Annotated in this window: 15 protein-coding genes and 3 pseudogenes; 14 read left to right on the top strand and 4 right to left on the bottom strand. The window is 49.6% G+C overall.

The features are described from left to right. A pseudogene (locus EKM70_RS08440) lies at positions 1-361 on the top strand (transposase); the annotation flags it as partial. A 3-nt stretch (positions 362-364) separates the two neighbouring features. Here EKM70_RS08440 and EKM70_RS08435 read toward each other — a convergent pair. The 3 genes and pseudogenes from EKM70_RS08435 to EKM70_RS08425 all read right to left on the bottom strand — a co-directional run bounded on the left by EKM70_RS08435 (position 365) and on the right by EKM70_RS08425 (position 5231). Beyond that, positions 365-1276: pseudogene (locus EKM70_RS08435) on the bottom strand (proline-specific peptidase family protein). 82 nt (positions 1277-1358) lie between these two features. Next, positions 1359-3797: a Xaa-Pro dipeptidyl-peptidase gene (locus EKM70_RS08430; protein ID WP_125546992.1), complete on the bottom strand. Its 2439-nt coding sequence runs from the start codon at positions 3795-3797 to the stop codon at positions 1359-1361. A gap of 39 nt (positions 3798-3836) precedes the next feature. Further along, complete coding sequence (locus tag EKM70_RS08425) at positions 3837-5231, bottom strand: APC family permease (protein ID WP_125546991.1); 1395 nt, start codon at positions 5229-5231, stop codon at positions 3837-3839. Between the two features lie 169 nt (positions 5232-5400). Between EKM70_RS08425 and EKM70_RS08420 the strand changes: the two genes are divergently transcribed. The 9 genes from EKM70_RS08420 to EKM70_RS08380 all read left to right on the top strand — a co-directional run bounded on the left by EKM70_RS08420 (position 5401) and on the right by EKM70_RS08380 (position 11748). Beyond that, a complete protein-coding gene (locus tag EKM70_RS08420; protein ID WP_125546989.1) occupies positions 5401-5826 on the top strand; it encodes a bis(5'-nucleosyl)-tetraphosphatase in 426 nt (141 codons plus the stop codon). Next, positions 5816-6376 carry a nucleoside/nucleotide kinase family protein gene (locus EKM70_RS08415; protein WP_125546987.1) on the top strand — a complete coding sequence of 187 codons (561 nt, stop codon included), beginning with the start codon at positions 5816-5818 and terminating at the stop codon, positions 6374-6376. Before EKM70_RS08420 ends, EKM70_RS08415 begins: the two co-directional genes overlap by 11 nt. Before the next feature lie 80 nt (positions 6377-6456). Next, entirely contained in the window at positions 6457-6915 is a 459-nt protein-coding gene (locus EKM70_RS08410) for a Fur family transcriptional regulator (RefSeq protein ID WP_125546985.1), read from the top strand. Positions 6916-6990: 75 nt separating this feature from the next. After that, a complete protein-coding gene (locus tag EKM70_RS08405; protein ID WP_125546983.1) occupies positions 6991-7467 on the top strand; it encodes a hypothetical protein in 477 nt (158 codons plus the stop codon). A gap of 20 nt (positions 7468-7487) precedes the next feature. Continuing rightward, the gene (locus EKM70_RS08400; RefSeq protein ID WP_125546982.1) at positions 7488-8396 is read left to right on the top strand and encodes a DUF6681 family protein; all 909 of its coding nucleotides are present in this window, start codon (positions 7488-7490) and stop codon (positions 8394-8396) included. A gap of 451 nt (positions 8397-8847) precedes the next feature. Beyond that, on the top strand, positions 8848-9588 hold the full coding sequence (locus EKM70_RS08395; protein ID WP_125546980.1) for an amino acid ABC transporter ATP-binding protein: 741 nt from the start codon (positions 8848-8850) through the stop codon (positions 9586-9588). Between the two features lie 16 nt (positions 9589-9604). After that, positions 9605-10441 carry a transporter substrate-binding domain-containing protein gene (locus EKM70_RS08390; protein WP_125546978.1) on the top strand — a complete coding sequence of 279 codons (837 nt, stop codon included), beginning with the start codon at positions 9605-9607 and terminating at the stop codon, positions 10439-10441. Next, complete coding sequence (locus tag EKM70_RS08385) at positions 10438-11076, top strand: amino acid ABC transporter permease (RefSeq protein WP_125546976.1); 639 nt, start codon at positions 10438-10440, stop codon at positions 11074-11076. Before EKM70_RS08390 ends, EKM70_RS08385 begins: the two co-directional genes overlap by 4 nt. 15 nt (positions 11077-11091) lie before the next feature. After that, positions 11092-11748, top strand: a complete 657-nt coding sequence (locus EKM70_RS08380) for an amino acid ABC transporter permease (protein ID WP_125546974.1) — start codon at positions 11092-11094, stop codon at positions 11746-11748. Positions 11749-12470: 722 nt separating this feature from the next. On the opposite strand, the gene hflX is transcribed toward EKM70_RS08380, so the two are convergent. Then, positions 12471-13757: a GTPase HflX gene (gene hflX / locus EKM70_RS08375; RefSeq protein WP_125546972.1), complete on the bottom strand. Its 1287-nt coding sequence runs from the start codon at positions 13755-13757 to the stop codon at positions 12471-12473. 183 nt (positions 13758-13940) lie between these two features. On the opposite strand from hflX, the gene EKM70_RS08370 reads away from it, so the two are divergent. From EKM70_RS08370 to EKM70_RS08355, 4 genes and pseudogenes are all read left to right on the top strand, one after another. Continuing rightward, positions 13941-15569: a peptide ABC transporter substrate-binding protein gene (locus EKM70_RS08370; protein ID WP_125546970.1), complete on the top strand. Its 1629-nt coding sequence runs from the start codon at positions 13941-13943 to the stop codon at positions 15567-15569. 380 nt (positions 15570-15949) lie between these two features. Further along, positions 15950-17578: pseudogene (locus EKM70_RS08365) on the top strand (peptide ABC transporter substrate-binding protein). Between the two features lie 193 nt (positions 17579-17771). Further along, entirely contained in the window at positions 17772-18701 is a 930-nt protein-coding gene (gene opp3b, locus EKM70_RS08360; RefSeq protein WP_125546968.1) for an oligopeptide ABC transporter permease, read from the top strand. 11 nt (positions 18702-18712) lie between these two features. Continuing rightward, the gene (locus tag EKM70_RS08355; RefSeq protein WP_125546966.1) at positions 18713-19738 is read left to right on the top strand and encodes an ABC transporter permease; all 1026 of its coding nucleotides are present in this window, start codon (positions 18713-18715) and stop codon (positions 19736-19738) included. The last annotated feature ends 11 nt before the right edge of the window (positions 19739-19749 follow it).

Below are 19749 nucleotides of genomic sequence, written 5' to 3'. Positions count from 1 at the left end.
CTAAGGAACGCACACAGCTTTCAAAACCAGAAAACAAGGCTATCTATGGGCGTCGAAAGATTGATGTAGAGCCAATTTTTGGCAAGACGAAGGCTTATTTGCATTTCCATCGCTATTCGGTACGCGGCCTAGAAAAGGTCAAAAAAGAAACTGGAATCCTCGTTCTGGCATTGAACATCCTCAAGTTAGTCTCTACTAGAGAAAAATGGATTAAGAATCAAGAGCATAGAAATAAGGCACGAAACCAAAATTCGGTTTCGTGCCTTATTCTTGTCCTATAGAGGTCAGTTATGTCACAGCCTCCTTTTTTGTACGGAAAATCCTCGTCACTGTGAAAAGCAACGAGGATCTCAAGTGTTAGTAATTAAGCGTTAAAGTTGTCAGATTCCACGTCGCGGATAAACGTTGCCAAATGGTCATAGTAGACCGGGGCATTGTCGATCATGTGGTGGTGACCACCTTCAGGCGTCGTCACGAAGCGAGAATGTGGAATCAGTTCTGCCATCTTTTTACCGGTGGCAATTGGCATGGTTTCATGTTCACCGAAGGTCAAGAGCGTTGGCACTTGGATTTCCTTCAGGTGTTCACGGAAGTTCCATTCCTTGAGCTTACCCTTGATAACGAATTCGTTGTCCCCTTGGAAGGCCCCGTAAACGGCAGTGGCCGTGGTGTCAATCAGGTGGGAGATAGCGGCGGGCTTCTTCCGGTCAACGTAGCCATCGTTTAAGATGCCCACGTAGCTCTGGTATTTGGCGTCGTCGTAGTTGCCGTTGGCTTCGACCTGTTGCATGTAAGCCACTTGGTCGGCGGAAAGTACCGTTTCCCGGATATGGTTGATGCTTTCAACGTATTCGTCGATGTTATCAACCATGGATGAAATGATGGCACCCTTTAAGTGTTGACCATACTTAGCAGCGTACATTTGAACTAACGCGCCACCCCATGATTGGCCAATCAAATAAAATTGATCGATGCCTAATTTTTGCCGAACTTATTCAACTTCGTCTAAGAAGTAGTCGTAAGTCAGGTACTTTTTAGCGATCGCGGGGTCGCTATAGTCGGGTTGGTCTGAATACCAGGACCCGAGTTGATCGTACATGTGAACCTGGACGTTGAGCCCTTGGTTCGCTAACTGTTTCGCGGTGTCTTCCCAGTATTCGTGGTTGCCACCAGGGCCACCGTGTAAGGCGAGCAGGTGAATGTCACCAGTGCCTTGGGTGTTGGTCCAGAGGTGGTAGCCGTTGTCTAGCGTGATAATCGTGGTTCCTTGTTTCATGGGAAAGCCTCCGTTTCTAATAAAGTTATTATTATTTTATCACTGTTATCTTAGTTACGAAACCGTGACCTGTAAATTCAAGCTAGTCCGTCACGGTTGGAATGGCCAAATTAGCCTGGGCCAACTGGATGGAATATTGTAAATCCTGATTGCCACGAACCGTCATGCCAAAGTCAGTAGCGTAGATGACGAGGCCGAGTTGATGGCCAGCTAACAACTTGTAGTGTGTCGGTTGGAGGGTGACGGTGAGATCGTAGAATTGGTTGGGCTTGAGCTCGTCAACCTGGTAGGCATTGGTACGGTTCTGCAGGTTGCGATGACCCTTGGTAATCATCTTCCAAGGCGTCGGTGCGGCTAGCTGGAACTCGCGCAGGTCGTCCTCACGCCAACGGTAGCCCTCATCAAGAGCCTTGCGGGCGAGAATGGTGGGACTGACCCCTAGGCGGGCTGCTTCACCGTAGTCGACGACTTGAAAGCTCAGCATGCCGACAGGTTGGTTAACCGCCACCTGTAAGGTCACAGTTGGCTTTCCATCTAGGATCAAGTCATTGGTCAGGACCGCAGACTTGAAGAGTAGTCGGTGACCGAAGAGGTCGTTATGCTTGTCGCCGAGCAGGTCTTTCTGCCAAGCGGCGACGTCCTTGGTGTAGCGTTGGTATTGTGCCACGGGGAGCTGGTCGTTGAAGCTGGTGGCATAGGGCTGTGGGTCCTGGGTGCCGGCATCAACTAGTTCGTCGTGCTGGAGATTGAAGACCCGCTCGTTGTTGGCGGGGTTATCCCAGTCCTCAGTTGCATGCCAGGTTTCAGGCTCGACATTGTCCTGGATGATGACATTTGGCAGCAGGGTGTCTGCTTGGTTGTCAACACCTAAGAGTTCGTGGGTTAACCAGAGATTGACGATATCAGTGTAGTCGATCGAACGAAAGGCATTGATGTAGATGTGTTGTCCTTGGTGCAGGATAAGTTTCTTGGTGACGGGGAGGTCGCGTACCGCATTCCAAAGATTATTGACGTTGCGGGGCTTGACGTTCCAGTCGTTGAGGCCGTGAACTAAGAGCAGATCGGCCTTGATGTTTTGAGCATGCTTGAGGTAATTTCGCGCGTGCCAGAAACTATTGTAGTTTCCAGTGACGCGGTCCTGATCATGGGTGATGCTTGCCAGATCGGCCTGCCATTTAGCCTGAATGCGGTGATAGTCACCAGGTAACAATTCACGACTAAAGGTTTCTTCGGCTAGGACGTCGGCGTCTTCACCGGGAAAACCACCGGGGGCAATGACTAAGCCACCGTCGCGGTAGTAATCATACCAGTTGGAAATAGCGGCTTCACTGATGATGGTTTTGAGACCCGTGACACCGCTAGTTGCGGCAGCGGTCGCTAGTGTTCCTAAGTAGGAACGACCGGTCATGGCCACTTGGTGATTGCTCCACCAAGCTGGGATGGCTTCGGTAGCGGCACGGGTGGTAAAGGCGGTGCGGTTGCCAGCCAGCCATTCGATGATGGCGATGGTTGACGTTGTTTCTTCGGGGTCTCCAGTGGTGCGAACCCCATCGGAATCCTTGGTTCCAATGCCTGCAGCGTAGACCACGGCAAACCCTCGGGCTAAGAAGTAGTCGTTTAAGGTGTACGACTGTTCTCGAGCAAAGGTTTCGGCGGCCACGTGCGTGCTGGTGGTGACTGGACGCGGGTCCGGGACGTCGTCGGGTGCGGGTGCGGCTAAATCAGCCAAAGTCACCTGTTGGGGTTGCTTAGGTTGTAGTGGCACGTTGACGTTGTGGGTCAACGCCTCCCCAGCCTCATCGTTGGTGCCCTGATTGTAGGGACTAGCGGTGTAAAGTACCGGAACCTTGAGGCCCGTCGACGTTTCCACCGGACGGATGATCTCGGCCTTAAGGAGGTCACGGTGACCGTCATGGTCGGTGTCTTGGGGACTCTCGACGTAGACGACCTCCCGGATTAAGTGAGTCGTATCGAAGACGGCCTGGGCCTTACCATTGAAGATTAAAGGCTTAGGCACGCTGGGATCGGTCACAAAGGAAGCAAAATAGCCGTGCGTCGTGAGGTGGTCCAGAAAGCTTTGACCATCTTTGGTATGGGTGGTTAGCAACAGATACCAAGCTTGTTTTAATTCGTCAACGGTAAAGTTGGCAGTAGCGTGATCACTGATGGGCAGTTGGATCTTGGCCATGGCAGCGAGGGGATCGGCCAGCTGGAAGTCCAGCTCTGGACTGAAGCCCAGGCGTTGGAGCGCCAGGTTGTAGAACACCGTGACGGGTAACGCGTCGTGAGTGGTCAGGTACGTCCAACCATCCTCGTCTGGGGTTGCCATGAGATTGGCTAACTGCGCGGTAACGCTGGCAGAGGCCTGATATTCCGGCCAACTCAAGTCATAGAAATTTAGGAGCAGGGCGGTAGGACTAGTTAAATCCTGATTGTCCGTCGTTAAAAAATGAATCTCTTCGAGCTCGCGCAGGGCTTGTGCCGGCTGCGTCGGTCGAATAGCAAACTGTTGATTACGCAAAACGATCGCCTACCTTTTCTAAAGTCTGACTAACTAATTTTAATCCTGATCATTTAAGCGGCTGTGATGTAAGCCATAGCTGAAATAAATTACCAGGCCAAGCGCAAACCAAATGGATGATGCCATCCAGGTTTCGGCGGGTAACTGAAGCATCATGCCAAAGCACAGGAGTCCCGAAATAATGGGCAAGACGGGATAGAGGGGGACCTTGAAACCAGAGTTTTGGGGTAGGCCCTTGAGATGCCGGAGCCGCAAAATCCCGAAGGATACGAAGAGGAAGGCCACCAGAGTCCCGATGTTTACCAAGTTGGTCAGTTGGGCTAGGGGAACGAAGCCCCCGAGAAGCGCAATGACCACGGTAATCACGGCGAGACTGTTCCGGGGAGTTCCCGTTTCATCGTCGATCTTACCTAAGAACTTTGGTAACAGACCGTCACGACCGATCGAGTAGATTAGACGAGACGAACTGTAAATCATGGTGACCATCATGGTGAACATCCCCGCGAGTGCCCCCAGCGAGATAATTCCGGATGTCCAATCTTGATGGACCAGCGTTAGGGCAAAGGCCACGGGGTCGGCCACGTTGAGGCGTGTGTAGTGCACCATCCCCGTGAGGACCACGGCCACCAACATGTAGAGCACGGAGGCCACGACAAGGGTGCCAATGATCCCAATCGGCATGTTCTTTTTGGGATTCTTGACTTCGGCGGCAGAGGCCGAGACAACGTCGAAACCTAAGTAAGCAAAGAACACGGTCGAGGCGCCCCGGAGAATTCCTTTGGTGCCAAAGGGAGCGAAGGGGTGCCAATTAGCTGGTTTGACGTAGAAGATGCCCACCAAGACGAAAAGAATAATAATGGCAATTTTAACGATCACGATGACATTGTTAATACGCATCGATTCTCGCATGCCTCGGCTGAGCAGCCAGCTAATCAGGATGACGACGAGGATGGCAATGATATTGCCGTAGGTGCCGTGAGCCGGGTCATAAGGCCCCGTCACAGCCGTCGGTAGGGCTAAGTGGAATCCCTTCAGAAGGGAGTTAAAATACGCCCCGAAGGAATTGGCGACGGCGGCCACGGCCAACACATACTCCAGGATAAGGGCCCATCCCAGGACCCAGCCAATGATTTCGCCGAAGACCAGGTTTCCGTAGGAGTAAGCAGATCCGGCGACCGGTAGGACGGAGGCAAATTCGGCGTAGCACATCGCCGCAGTGGAACAGACGATAGCGGCGAGGAGAAAAGACAACACGATTCCCGGTCCGCTGTACTGGGCTGCGATGGTCCCGGGGAGAATGAAGATCCCGGTCCCAATCACCGCGCCAATACCCAGTGACATCAAGTCCTTTGCCGACATCGTCTTGGCAAAGTGCTGGTCACTTTCTAAATAATTATCTAAGCGTTCGCGGCGGAAAATTCGCGAAATAGCCATAAGAAGCCTCCTTAATTAATGGTGATATCTCGGATAGTGTACCCTAGACTTAAATTAAAAGTCAATGAGAGTTGCTAGTTGTTTTTAAAAATACCAAGGAAAACCTTTCCGTTAGGGGGACTTTCGGGCTAAAATAGAACAGAACTAATAACGAGGAGGAACGCTAGTCATGATTACTGAACGTGCAAGTGGCGCCGTGGTTTATCAGCGCCGTGCTGGTGTGCCCTATTATTTATTGTTAAAGAGTGCTACCAGTGACTTCTGGGGATTTCCTAAAGGTCACGTTGAAGGACAAGAGACGGATGTTGCTACGGCCCAACGTGAGATTCGTGAAGAGACGGGCTTAGAAGTTGACGTGGCGACGGAATTTCATGCTGACCTCGACTACGACATGGCCAATGGCCATCACAAACACGTGGTGCTTTTTACGGCAGAGGTTCCAACGACTGTGACAATTGACCGGCAAAAGATTGAAATCAGTGCCACGGCCTGGTTGCCTTACAGTGAGGCCCGCGATCGGCTGACATTTGACAACCTTAAAGGCTTATTGGACCAGGCCAACGACTATCTAGTGGGGTCGACCCATGGCAAATAAAGTCTTAGTGATTACCGGGGCGACGGGGACCGGTAAAACGACAGTTCAAGACTACCTGGTCGAACACTATCCAGTCACCAAAGTAATCACGCACACCACTCGGCATCCCCGTCCCGGCGAAGTTGATGGGCGTGATTACTATTTCGAAACGGCCACGAGTTTTGAACAGAAGCACTATTTGGAATCGGTTCACTACGCTGGCTATCGGTACGGGTCTTCGCGTGAAGGCTTGGCGGCGGGGTTCGAACGGAGTCCTTTCGTGGCCATCGTCCTTGATTCCAAGGGTGCGGTGACCTATCAGGAAGAGTTGGGGGACCAGGCCGTGGTGCTATTCCTAACGGTGAGTGATCCCGAGTCATTGATGCATCGGGTGACGCGCCGCGGGGATGACCAGCTGATGGTCCAACAGCGCTTTGCTAGTGCCGAGTATCGACGTGATCTGACCATGCCACTAGCCTTACAGGGACGTGCTATTCAGATCAACAATGATAACTGGTCTCAGACCCAAGTTAAGCTGGCCAACCTGATGCGTACCTTGCAGGCAGACTAAGCGATTTGGTTGAGTTTATCCCTGAAATATGCGACACTATCAAGGAATTCGGACAAAATTTGAGAAGGAGGCCGCCCATCATGGCAGAATCGTTAAACGCCGCTGTGGCTGTTTTAAGAAAGAATAAGTTGAAGTTAACCAAGCAACGGCACGCGTTGTTAGAATTTTTGCTAACCAACCAGAGCCATTACACGGATGTGGTGACCGTCGATGCTTACATGCGCACCGAGTTCCCGGGGATGAGTCATAACACCGTCTATCGCAACTTGAAAGAGTTCGAGGAAGTCGGCATTGTCGAACAAAACACGGAACAGGAGCGGACGCGTGTCAAGTACCAGTGTGACGCACGGCATCCCCATCACCATCACTTCATCTGCCAGAATTGTGGTAAGGTGATGGAACTAAAGATGTGCCCCATGGCGTTCTTCACGGATCAACTGCCAGGGTGTGAAGTGACCGGTCATAGCTTTGAACTGTATGGCCTCTGTGCCGACTGCAAGGCGGCCGGTGTAACCACTGAGAGCTTAGCTAAAAATTAAGAGAAATTTGAGAGATTTTTGAGTTCCACGTGGGATAATAGATGTAATGAGTAATTGTGAAGGGAGGATGACGACATGGCATACCGCACACCACCGTTTATCACGCCATTTGCCTTGGTCTCAATGGCCTTGGCACTCGGGGCGACTAACGTGGTTACCAATTCGGTCACCAAGACTAATGAAGGAGCGACGCGGACTTCGCAGACCTCCTCAGTTGTGTCGAATTCGTCGACGAGTTCTAAGAAAAAGGAAAGCGACGATAGCTCAAAGAAGAAAAAGGATTCGGATTCCTCTAGCAGTGAGTCGTCTGACGAAAGCAGTAGCAGTAGTAGTTCATCGACGACGCAGAGTTCTTCGGCGGACAGCACGTCGGAAACGGAAAATTCGCATGACACGTCGACTGGCAATACTGGAACGTCGTCTTCATCGACGACCTCGTCCAGTACTCATGACACGACGGAAGATGATGCCGGGACTTCTGATGACACGGCAAACGATACGACCACCCAGAGTTCTCACACTTACAGTGGGACCACTAACGCGGGTGAATAAGACAGAAAGGGGGACCGATAATGCTTAGTTTTCTGGATATGATTAACCACTACTTAGGTTATATCAATGTGAGTGTTAAGCTGAAGAACCGCATTTACACGGTGCTCGGGGTCCTAGGAAATCTCTACCTGTTCTACATTGGGTTCCGTTATCTCCAAAATGGCCATCCTTTCTGGGGATTGTTAATTCTGGCGATTGCCGTGGTGATGCTCTACTTCGTTTATCTCAATACGATGTACTACTTCACCAAGAAGAAGGCACCCTTCGACATCTCACCGAAGATTGAGAAGTGGCTGCACATGAAGCCCAAGGACGCCGACCTGGAAACGGGTAAGCCGGTCATTGGGGGTCGCAACATTCCAGCCAATGGGTATTTTGATGAGAAAAAGATATTGCCCGGGAAATTGTCATCATCCACAATCGAATTACAGAATATTCAGAATCTGGCAACTCGGTTACAGCAGAATCAATTGCTGCGAATGGATTATTCCGGTCTCGGTGACCGCGAGATTACCGATCAGGTTCGGAAATTCGGAAAGCCAGTCTACGCTTCGGGGCCAGGGGTGCTGATCCCTTACTTTGAGATGCAGACCCAAGACAATCAGCTCGTGGTTTATGCTGGTATTAACCAAGCGGAAAAGCAGCGGGTTGGGGTAGTAGCGACGGTTGGCCTTCAAAAGGTAGCTGACGTTCAGGACCAGATCGAATTGTATCTGGCCAATGCCACGTTGGTCGGGGGACCTTTCAAGGTTCTCGGTCGGACGAGTCTGATCGAACAGGACAATGATTTCCAAGTGGCCGTGCAGTTGGCCTATAAGCACCAAGGGTCAACGACAACCACAGCCTCACGGGTTACCCGTGAGACGTCACCCGTAACGCCGACTCGAGAGTCGGAACCGATGACGCGGACGTCGCGTTACCATCATTAGGGATGGCATTGAAAGTTCAATAGCATAACAAAACTGTGAAGGACCTCAGGCTAGGTAATTTAGCCGCGGGGCCTTTTTATTTTCTCTGAAAATTGGAAATTTAGTCACTTTCCGACCAAACATGGCGTCAAGACATTTATTTTTTCAGGGGATACCGTCATGAAGAAAATCCCTGGTACATCTAATATTAAGCGGCCTAAACTTTTTTCGGGGGTCGCCATATGGGAAGTGTTTGTTTTGACCGGGTTATTTTTTTGGTTTAAACTTTGAATTAGACCCTAATCAATTCAGGTCGCGACGCGGATGCGCGCGATCGTCGAGAGGGTTGATAGGTCGCCGCTGGATTCGTTTGGCGGCGGGATAACGCGACGGATAATCAGTTTGCATAAGTATTCATGTAAGCCGAAACAATTTTTTAAAAATGCGATTAATCAAGCAGGGGGAAAAGCTTATGTCAATGATTGAATTTCACAACGTGGAAAAGTACTATGGTGACTTTCACGCGCTTCACAATATTAATCTGACGATTGAGGCCGGCGAAACGGTCGTGCTGATTGGTCCTTCCGGTTCCGGGAAGTCGACACTGATCCGGACCGTCAATGGGTTGGAATCCATTCGTCACGGGCAACTGATCGTGAACGGTCAAGACCTTGCCAACCCTAAGACAGATATGAACCGAATTCGCAAGAACGTGGGGATGGTGTTTCAACACTTTAATCTCTATGCCAACAAGACCATCTTGGAGAACATCATGTTAGCCCCACGAATTGTGTTACACCGAGATGAAGCCGAGAACAAGAAGGTTGCCATGGAGATGCTTGACCGCGTGGGCCTGGCCGACCAGGCGCCTAAGATGCCTTCACAACTCTCTGGGGGCCAACAGCAACGAATCGCCATTGCGCGGTCACTAGCTATGAAGCCAAAGTGTTTGCTGTTCGATGAACCCACCAGTGCCTTGGATCCGGAAATGATTGATGATGTTCTGAATGTTATGAAGACGATTGCCAGAGACTCCAGTATGACGTCTCTCGTCGTGACTCACGAAATGGGCTTCGCTCGTGAAGTGGCCAACCGGGTTATTTTTATGGCGGATGGCCGCGTTTTGGAAGACGACACTAAGGAACAGTTCTTCGATGGTCAGCCAACCAATGAACGGGCTCGTCAATTCTTAAGTAAGATTTTGACTCACTAGTTGGGGGGATATCGAAATGAAAAGATTAATTCGACGTCTCGGCTTGTTGATTGCCTTGACTGCACTCACGGTGACACTGACGGCCTGCGGGAGTAAGCCGTTATCGTCACGTAATGTGTGGCATACGGATCAACAGTCCAAGACGATTACATGGGGAGTCAAAGCCGATACCCGGTTGTTCGGACTCCTCGATACCAAGGATGGGAAGATCAAAGGATTTGAAGTGGACCTAGCCAGTGCCCTAACCAAGCAGATGCTGGGGAAGAAGGCCAAAGCTAAGTTCATTCAAGTCACGAGTTCTACCCGGATGCCCATGTTAAAGAATGGGAACATCGACGCGATTATGGCCACGATGACCAACACGCCAGAGCGGCGTAAACAGGTTGACTTTTCGAACACCTACTTCTTTGCCGGCCAATCAATTCTGGTGAAGAAGGGGAGCGCGATCAAAAACGTTAAGGACTTGAACCGTGAGAAGGGGACGGTCTTAGGGGTTGTTGGGTCGGACTCCGTCGAGAACGTGGCCAAGGTGGCACCCAACGCCAAGGTGCTTCAGCTGACCGACTATGCGCAAGCCATGACGGCCCTGAAGTCCGGTCAAGGACAGGCGTTGACGACCGATAACGGGATTCTATATGGGATGTCGGTACAGAACCCAGGCTATGTAGTCACGGGAGGCACGTTTGTCTCCGAGCCTTACGGTATCGCGGTTGATAAGAATCAACAAGACTTCGTCAAGGCCACCAATAAGGCCTTAAAAGAACTCCGAGCTAATGGAGAATATAATCGGCTGCTTCACAAGTGGTTCCACAACGTGAAGGGCTTCGACTACGAGGAGGCGGCTAAAGAATGATTAGTATCTTTCAGAATTATGGGGGAACACTCCTGTATGGGCTAGGTCAGACGCTGTTGTGTAGCCTGATTGCCTTGGTCCTTAGCCTCATCATCGGGACGTTCTTCGCCCTGCTTGAAGAGTCGCCCAGCAAGTTTGCTCGCGGTATCGCCAGAGTCTACATCGAAATTTTCCGGAACATTCCCTTACTGGTCATCACGATGTTTTTCTTCGTCGTTTTCCCATTGTACGTCGTCAAGATGAATGGGTTTACCGCCGGGACCATTGGGCTGACGTTGTATACGTCTTCCTTCATTGCCGAAACCGTTCGGGCGGGGATTAAGTCCGTGGATCCGGGTCAGATGGAAGGGGCACGGGCTAACGGCTTAAGTTTCTGGCAAAGCATGCGCTACATCGTGTTACCACAAGCTTTTCGGTACGTGATTCCGCCATTAGGAAATCAATTTGTGAACCTGGTTAAGAACTCCTCGACGCTGGCCTTCGTGGGTGGCTTCGACTTGATGTATCAGGGAAACGTGATTGCTTCAAGTTCGTTACAAACCATCGCGGCCTACTCCGCGATCGGGGTACTCTATCTGGTTATCACGTTACCAATTAGTTACTACATGCGTTACCTGGAAAAACGGTTAGCTTAGGGGAGGAGAATAGATATGCTACAAAACTTTATTAACGCCTACTCCCCTGACAACCTCCGCTATCTGTTTGGCGGACTGGGGATCACGCTACTAGTCTCTGTGATTTCCATCATCGGGAGCTTTATTATTGGAGCCATTCTAGGGGTCATTCGTTACGTCAAGATTAAGTATGTCTCTGCCATTGTCGGCGTCGTGATCGATGTGATTCGAAACCTGCCACTGATTTTGATTCTGTTCTTTACTTACTTCGGGTTACCTAATCTGGGGGTTAAGCCGGAAATTATTCCAGCGGCAATTCTCGCTATGACCATCTTCGAATCGACAATGTTGGCCGAAATTGTTCGTTCAGGGATTCAAGCCGTAGATTCTGGCCAGATGGAAGGGGCTCGAGCCAATGGGTTAACCTACTGGCAAGGACTCTGGTATATCGTCTTGCCACAAGCTTTGGTGAAGATGATCCCGGCAATTGTGAGCCAATTCATTTCGCTGGTTAAGGATACGTCGTTAGCGACGATTATTCTCTTGCCAGAAATGTTGTTCCGTTCCCAGATTATTTATGGGCAGAACACCAACTACATTATTCCAATGTTCGTGGCCATTGCGGCGATGTACTTTGTGGTTTGTTACCTGTTGTCATTACTGGCACGCCACTTGGAAAAGCGTCAGGCTTAATACTTGAACTTGAAACGACGCACCGATTGAACTTTCGGTGCGTTTTTTTTGTATGCAGTTGTGTTAATTGGTCGCCTGCGGCTGCCAGGGATTACGCCTGCTGTGGGGACGCTTCAGCCCTGTGGGCTTCTCGCTCGATTTGAAGCCCCGCCAGAGGCACGGGTCTTCAAAGTCGCCGGTGGTGTAAGGCCGAGAAAGGGGCACTCGGTCTAACACCACCGTCACGGCTGGATCCATCCCTGGCCTCCTCCGGCTAAGATTTATCGTTACTGCGACAAAGAATAAAAGGCAACGAGGCTATTTTTTTAAACATTCAGGTAGCTGGGTGGCGTGAATTGTTGGCAATTAGGTTATGAGAGGATTACTTGACTGTTCTTCAACTTTCACAATGACTGACTTCAAGGGCTTCCTCCTGAAGTTGACCTGGTGGGTCCATCTAAGCCGTGAGGCTGGCAGATAGGGGCTCAGGCGTCGTTCTCCTTAGTCAGTGAGTGATCTTCTCGCTGGCTTAGGAGAAAACCAAGCTTGAAGACTCGTAGGCTTCGAGGCTTCAAGTTGTGTTCGCACCGTTCCAGCCCCTAGCTACCGGCCGGTAAGGCGAGTGGTTCCGCCACAGTTGCCGAATCTTGAAGATAGACTAATCGTTTTAGTACATCCCTAAACGGAACTGAGAACAAGAAAAGCCATCCTAGCGAGTGCCAGGATGGCTCATAAAATCAAGTTTAGCTATGTTCTTTCGTAACGACGAACTGCTTGAAACGCTCAAAGTCGGCTTGTTGGAGTTCAACCTTGAGGGCAGTTCCATCCGCAACGTAGTCCGTACTCAAAACGTGCGCGTTTTCGTTGAGATAGGAGACCACTTCACCCTCAGAGAAGGGGATGAGGAAGTTGGCTGTGACGTAGTTGTGGAAGACTTTCTCTTTGATCGCCTGAACTAACAGGTCCAGTGAGTCGTCATCCAGAGCGGAAAGAACCAATTGGTCGGCGGCCCGGGTTGGGTAGGTGGCTTCGGTCAAGTCGGCCTTGTTGAAGACGGTAATCATGGGCACGTCGGTCACACCAATGTCCATTAAAGTCTTCTCGGTCGTGGCCATCATGGCTTCCTTGTTGGTATCGGCGTAATCGACGACCTGAATCAAGAGGTCGGCATTGGCAGCTTCAGCCAGCGTTGAACGGAAGGCCTTGACCAGTTGTGTTGGCAACTGACTAACGAATCCAACGGTATCACTCAGCAACATTTTCTTTTGGTCGGGGAAGACCAGCTGCCGCACACTGGTATCTAGCGTGGCGAACAGCATGTCCTTGACGAAGACCTGTTTGTCTTCGTTCTTACCAAATTTGCGAACCAGGGCATTCATCAACGTTGATTTACCGGCGTTGGTATAGCCGACCAGGGCGACAGAAGGGAGTTGATTACGTTCCCGCTGTTGGCGCTGAGTCGCAGCGGCCTGGTTGATTTCCTTGAGTTCGTGGTTGACGTGGTTGATGGACCGTTGAATGGTCCGCCGGCTCATTTCAGTCTGAGATTCACCGGAACCACGGTTGGTGAAACCACCACCGCCACCGCTACCGGTCTGTTGGTCCAGTCGCTGTGAGGCGCTCGTGTGCAGGCGAGGCAATTGGTATTGGAGCATAGCCAATTGCACCTGAAGTTTGGCTTCACGAGACTGGGCCCGGTTAGCGAAGATTTCGAGGATAAGGCCGGTCCGGTCAATGATCCGGGCCTTGGTTCCATTCTCCAAGTTACGAATCTGACTTGGGGTCAGTTCGTCATTGACGATGATGACATTGACTTCGTCATCCGCCACGATCGTTGCCAATTCTTCAACTTTGCCAGTCCCGAAATAAGTTCCGGGATTTGGTTTGGTGAGTGATTGTTGAATCTCCTCAACCACCGTCATGTTGTTGGCTTCGACCAAGTTTTTAAGTTCCGTCATCGAGTAATCAAACGTGGCCTGACCAGCGTTTAATCCAATCGTAATGACGGGTGTTCGTGGGGTTTCTTCCATGAGATGACCTCCTCTTAAAGTCCTTGTGTTGAGTATAACATGCAGGACAAAATCCGGTTGATTTTTTACCAGTAAATTAAATTAATTAAAAAAACATGTTGATTCTCACCGTTTTATAATCTACAATGAGTCCTGACGTTTACGTCGAGAGGAAATGACAGATTGAGAAGGGTCGGAAGTAGTATGCAGGCAAAGTCATTAATTACGTTAGGAGCCGTTGCCGCACTCGCTGCAGTTTCATTAGCAGGATGTGGGAACTCCTCGAACAGTGCCAGCCAGGCTAAGGATCAAACCTTAAACTGGATGGAAAGTTCTACCTTACCCACCATGGATAACTCATTGGCAACCGATGTGGTTTCCGGTGAAACGCTTAATAACACCGGTGAAGGTTTACTGAAGTTTGGGAAAAACAGTAGCACGCACCCCGGTGTCGCCAAGAGCTATAGCAAGTCCAAGGATGGCAAGACGTATACGTTCAATCTCCGGAAGTCTAATTGGAGTAACGGGGACAAGGTTACCGCTAAAGATTTCGTTTACGGGTGGCAACGCACCGTGAACCCAAAGACGGGGTCACAATACGCCTACCTTTATGCCGACGTGGCTAATGCCAACGCCATTATGAAGGGGAAGCAAGCCGTCTCGACCTTGGGAATCAAGGCTGAAGGGGATTACAAGGTTAAGGTTACCTTGACGCATCCCGTTAGCTACTTCCCAACGTTAGTTGCGCAGACGGCGTTCTTCCCGCAGAACCAAAGTGTCGTTGAAAAGTACGGTAAGAAGTACGCGACGACCGCTGCAGACAATGTTTACAACGGGCCATTTACGCTGAGCTACTGGACGGGGACTTCCGATAACTGGACCCTTTCCAAGAACAGCAAGTACTGGAACGCTAAGCATGTGAAGTTACATAAGATCAAGTTTAACGCGGTTAAGGATCCTCAGACGGCCTTGAGTCAATACCAGAGTGGTAAGCTCGACGCCATCTACTTGAGTGGTCAACAACCAAAGAACTTCAAGCACGATAAGGAATACCATGCCCGGAACAGTTCTCGAGTTTCTTATATTGAACTGAACCAACGTAAGGACAGCATGATGCAAAATGTCAAGGCCCGTCAGGCTCTGTCACTGGCCCTCAACCGGAGCCAATTCGTCAACAAGGTTCTCGACGATGGTTCCAAGGTTGCCACTGGGATTGTGACTAGTGGGTTAGCTATCCGTAACGGCAAGGACTTTGCGCAACAAGGGACGATTCCAGCGGCTACTGAGCACAACGTCGCTAAGGCCCAAAAGCTGTGGAAGGAAGCCTTAAAGGAAACGGGCCGCAAGAGCTATGACCTGACCTTAACGGCCGATGACACGCCTGAAGGCAAGAGCACGACCGAATATGTTCAGAGTCAATGGTCGAAGTTGTCTGGTTTGAAGGTCACAAATGCCAACATTCCTTACAAGACGCGGCTGTCACGCTCTGCTTCTGGGGACTTCCAAGCCGTTGTCACCCTTTGGGGGGCTGACTTCCCAGACCCAATCACCGACCTGTCACTGTTCACGTCCAACAACACTTACAACGATGGTCGTTGGAAGAACAGTCAATACGACAAGTTGATTGATGAAGCTACTACCAAGAACGCCAACAAGCCAGCCGCTCGTTGGCAGAACTTGATTGATGCCCAAAAGGTGCTCTTGAAGGACCAAGGGATCATTCCAGTCGCTCAAAGTGGAAAGCCACAATTAGTGAAGTCTAACGTCAAGGGTGTTATCTACTTCCCAGTAAGTTCTAACTGGGACTTCAGTAGAGCCTACATTGGCAAGTAAGAATTTATCAGAAAAGTTGAGAGCCGGCGTAGATGCCGATTCTCAACTTTTTTGGTTCTCAAGATAATTGAGAGAAAAGAAGGTGGTTAATGAGACGAAAAACAGTTCAGGCGAAGGTCACACAATTGGGTTAAATACTTAACCTATAATAGGAATAAACTGATGAAACCGTTACCAAAACGTTATGCGAATATGAGAAAAATGTGTAATTTAATTTTAATTTGCCATTTTAAAGACTATTAAACCAGCATTTGCAAGTAGTTCGTTAATTTAAATTAATATTTGGCATTGATTTTAATGGTTTTCTAATATACAATTGGAAACATCAAATTTGAGGCTATCAATTTATTTCACAACTACACGTAAAGGGGTTGGATTTTATGAAAGTCAAATCAGCAGTCAAACTGGGGACGGTGGCTACTTTCGCCGCAGTAATCCTTGCGGCCTGTGGGTCATCGTCGAGCAGTTCAAGTGAAGCAAGTAAGCAAACGTTAAACTGGATGGAAGCTTCGGCTTTACCATCTATGGATTCCGCTACCGCCACCGACGTCGTTTCGGGCGAAACGCTTAACAACACTGGTGAGGGTCTGTTACGGTTCGGTAAGAACAGCAGCATTCATCCTGGGGTTGCCAAGAGTTACAAGGTTTCTAAAGACGGCAAAACCTACACCTTCAATTTACGTAAATCTAACTGGAGCAACGGGGACAAAGTTACCGCAAAAGATTTCGTTTATGCCTGGCAACGCACTGTGAACCCGAAGACAGCTTCGCAATACGCTTACATGTATGCCCCAGTTAAGAACGCCAATGAAATCATGACCAGCAAGAAACCTGTTTCTAGCTTAGGGGTCAAAGCCGTTGGCGATTACAAAGTAGTTGTGACCTTGACGCAGGCGACGGATTACTTCCCATCCTTAGCCGCTAGCCCAATGTTCTTCCCACAGAGCAAGACAGTCGTTGAGAAATACGGTAAAAAGTACGCCACGAACGCTAAGAACAATGTCTACAACGGGCCGTTCAAGTTAACCTACTGGACGGGAACGTCAGATAATTGGACGTTGAGTAAAAACAGTAAGTACTGGAATGCAAAGAATGTTAAACTAAAGAAGATCAACTTCAAGACGATCAAGGATCCACAAACCTCTTTGAGTCAATACCAAAGTGGCAAACTGGACGCCACTTACTTGAGTGGTCAACAACCAAAGAACTACAAGCATGACAAACAATACGTTGAACGGAAGGGGGCTTCGACGTTCTACATTGAATTGAACCAACGGAAAGACACCATGATGAAGAACAAGAAGGCCCGTCAAGCCTTATCACTGGCCATCAACCGGAAACAATTTGTGGACAAGGTCTTAGCCGATGGCTCCTCAGAAGCTAAAGGGCTGGTCTCAACTGGGTTGATGTCGTACAAGGGTAAGGACTTCAACACCGCTTCCGCCGTTCCAGAAGCCACTTCCCAAGACTTGACTAAAGCTAAAAAGCTTTGGAAAGAAGCTTTGAAGGAAACTGGTCGTTCAAGCTACGACTTAACATTAACGGCTGACGATACGCCAGCAGCTAAGAACACCTTGGAATTTGTTCAAAGTCAATGGTCGAAGTTAGACGGCATCAAGGTCACCAACCAAAGTCTCCCATTCAAGACGCGGTTGAGCCGTTCTGAAAACGGGCAGTTCCAAGCCGTTGTCTCTGGCTGGGGTGCTGATTACCCTGATGCAATCTCCTTCCTGGAAATGTTCACCAAGACCAATTCCTACAACCGTGGGAAATGGATCAATGCTTCATACGACAAGGATATTGCCGCTGCTGATGGCAAAGATGCCAACAATGAAGCCGCACGTTGGACCGACTTGGTTGACGCTTAGAAGACGTTATTGAAGAACCAAGGGATCATCCCATTGTACCAACAAGGGAAATCACAACTGGTTAAGTCTAACGTCAAGGGTGTTATCTACTTCCCAACCGGCGCTAACTGGGACTTCAGTAAAGCCTACATTGCCAAATAATTTCATTTAAATTAGTCATTACGTCATAGAACCAATCGTGATAGTTTCATCGGGGAGTAAGGATTAACGAGACTGTTAGTCCTTACTTTTCGATATTTAGCAATCATTTATCGTCTTGTTGTTTTTATCTAATTCTTGTTAAGCTTAACAACTTAACGGTAACGAATAAGTCTACTGATTGAGAGGTAAACAAATGGCAAAGTACCTAGCAAAGCGGATCTTTTATCTGATCCTGACCTTATTCATCGTTATTACCGTCACATTCTTCCTGATGAAGTTGTTACCAGGGACTCCTCTGACCAACCAAGCCAAGCTCTCACAGAGCCAAATTGCCTTAATCTACAAGCAATACGGTTTGGATAAGCCAGAATGGCAGCAATACCTGCTTTACTTAGCAGGGGCTGTCAAAGGAGACTTTGGAACGTCCTTCCAATTCAGCGATCAACCCGTATCCTACCTGCTTTCTAGTCGGATCGGACCATCCTTACAGATTGGGCTGCAAGCCATGGTTGTTGGGGTTGTTCTCGGAATTCTGGTCGGTGCCATCGGAGCTATGCGACAGAACACTTGGGTTGATACGACCACTACGGTAGTGTCAATTCTGGGGATTTCAATTCCTTCCTTCGTTCTTGCGGTCTTACTCCAATACTACTTGGGGCTAAAGGCCCAGCTCTTCCCAATCGCCGAATGGGGTGGCTTCATTTACACGGTGCTCCCAACCCTGGCGCTAGGCGCGACACCGTTAGCCGAATCGGCGCGGTTCGTTCGAACGGAAATGGTTGACGTACTCAGTTCCGATTACATTGAACTGGCAAAAGCCAAAGGGCTCAGCCGGATGGGGGTTATTTACCACCATGCCTTACGAAACAGTCTGATTCCGCTAATCACCATTGTGGGGCCTTTAGCGGTCAACATCATGACCGGGTCCATGGTTGTGGAAAATATCTTCTCCATCCCCGGGATTGGGGAACAATTCGTCAAGTCCGTCTTGACCAATGACTACCCAACTATCATGGGCTTAACCATTATCTATTCATTCATGCTGTGTGTCGTCCTGTTGTTCACCGATATCCTTTATGGAATCGTTGATCCACGGATTCGACTCACGGGGAAAGCTAACTAGGAGGTAAATAAATGGCAGATACAGTAAAACTTCCAGCAGATAGCTTCAAGCCAATCACGGCTGACGATCGGGCTGCGTTAGATAGTGAAAAGATCGCGGCACCTTCGCTGACATTTATGCAAGATGCTTGGCGTCGACTCAAGAAGAACAAGGGTGCTTGGGTATCCTTGATCCTCTTGGGACTGATCTTCATCCTGGCTTTTGGCTCCGCCGTCGCATCACCACATGACCCTAACCAAGTTCATCCAGAGTATGCCAACTTGCCTTCTAAGATTCCTGGCATTGGGATTAACGGGTTCAACGGGACCTTGGTCCAAGCGGGTCAGCGAATCGACGCGTACAAGCAGGCCGGGGCTACCGGTGCTCACTACTTGATGGGGACCGACTACCTAGGCCGTGACTTACTCTCTCGGGTACTTTACGGGACGCGAATTTCTCTGATCATTGCCTTAGTGGCAACGCTCTTTGACCTGACCATCGGGGTGACCTACGGGATCTTCTCCGGTTGGAAAGGTGGCCGCGTGGATACCTTCATGCAGCGGGTCATTGAAATTATCCTGTCGATTCCTAACCTGGTGGTTATCGTCCTGTTAATCCTGATCTTAAAGCCCGGGATGTTGTCGATTATCATCGCGATTGCGTTGACGTCGTGGACCAACATGGCACGACTCGTCCGAGCGCAGACGCTGGAGATTAAGGAACAAGAGTACATTTTGGCGGCACGAACCTTGGGGGAAAGTTCCTTAAAGATTGCCTTCAAGCACCTGTTGCCTAACCTCTCAAGTGTCATCATTATCAATACGATGTTCACTATTCCAAGTGCCATCTTCTTCGAAGCAACCTTGTCCTACATCGGGATTGGGATTTCTTCGCCTCAGGCCTCCCTCGGGACCCTGTTGAACGATGGGCAAAAGAACTTCCAGTTCTTGCCTTACCAGATGTGGTGGCCAGCCTTGGTCCTATGTATCATTATGTTAGCCTTTAACCTTCTCGGTGACGGGTTACGGGATGCATTCGACCCACGCACGAAAGAGTAGGTGAAATAACG

It is taken from the genome of Levilactobacillus lindianensis (assembly GCF_003946095.1).
Taxonomy (GTDB): domain Bacteria; phylum Bacillota; class Bacilli; order Lactobacillales; family Lactobacillaceae; genus Levilactobacillus; species Levilactobacillus lindianensis.
Note: the sequence above shows the minus strand (reverse complement) of the source record. Positions and strands in the feature narration are given on the sequence as shown.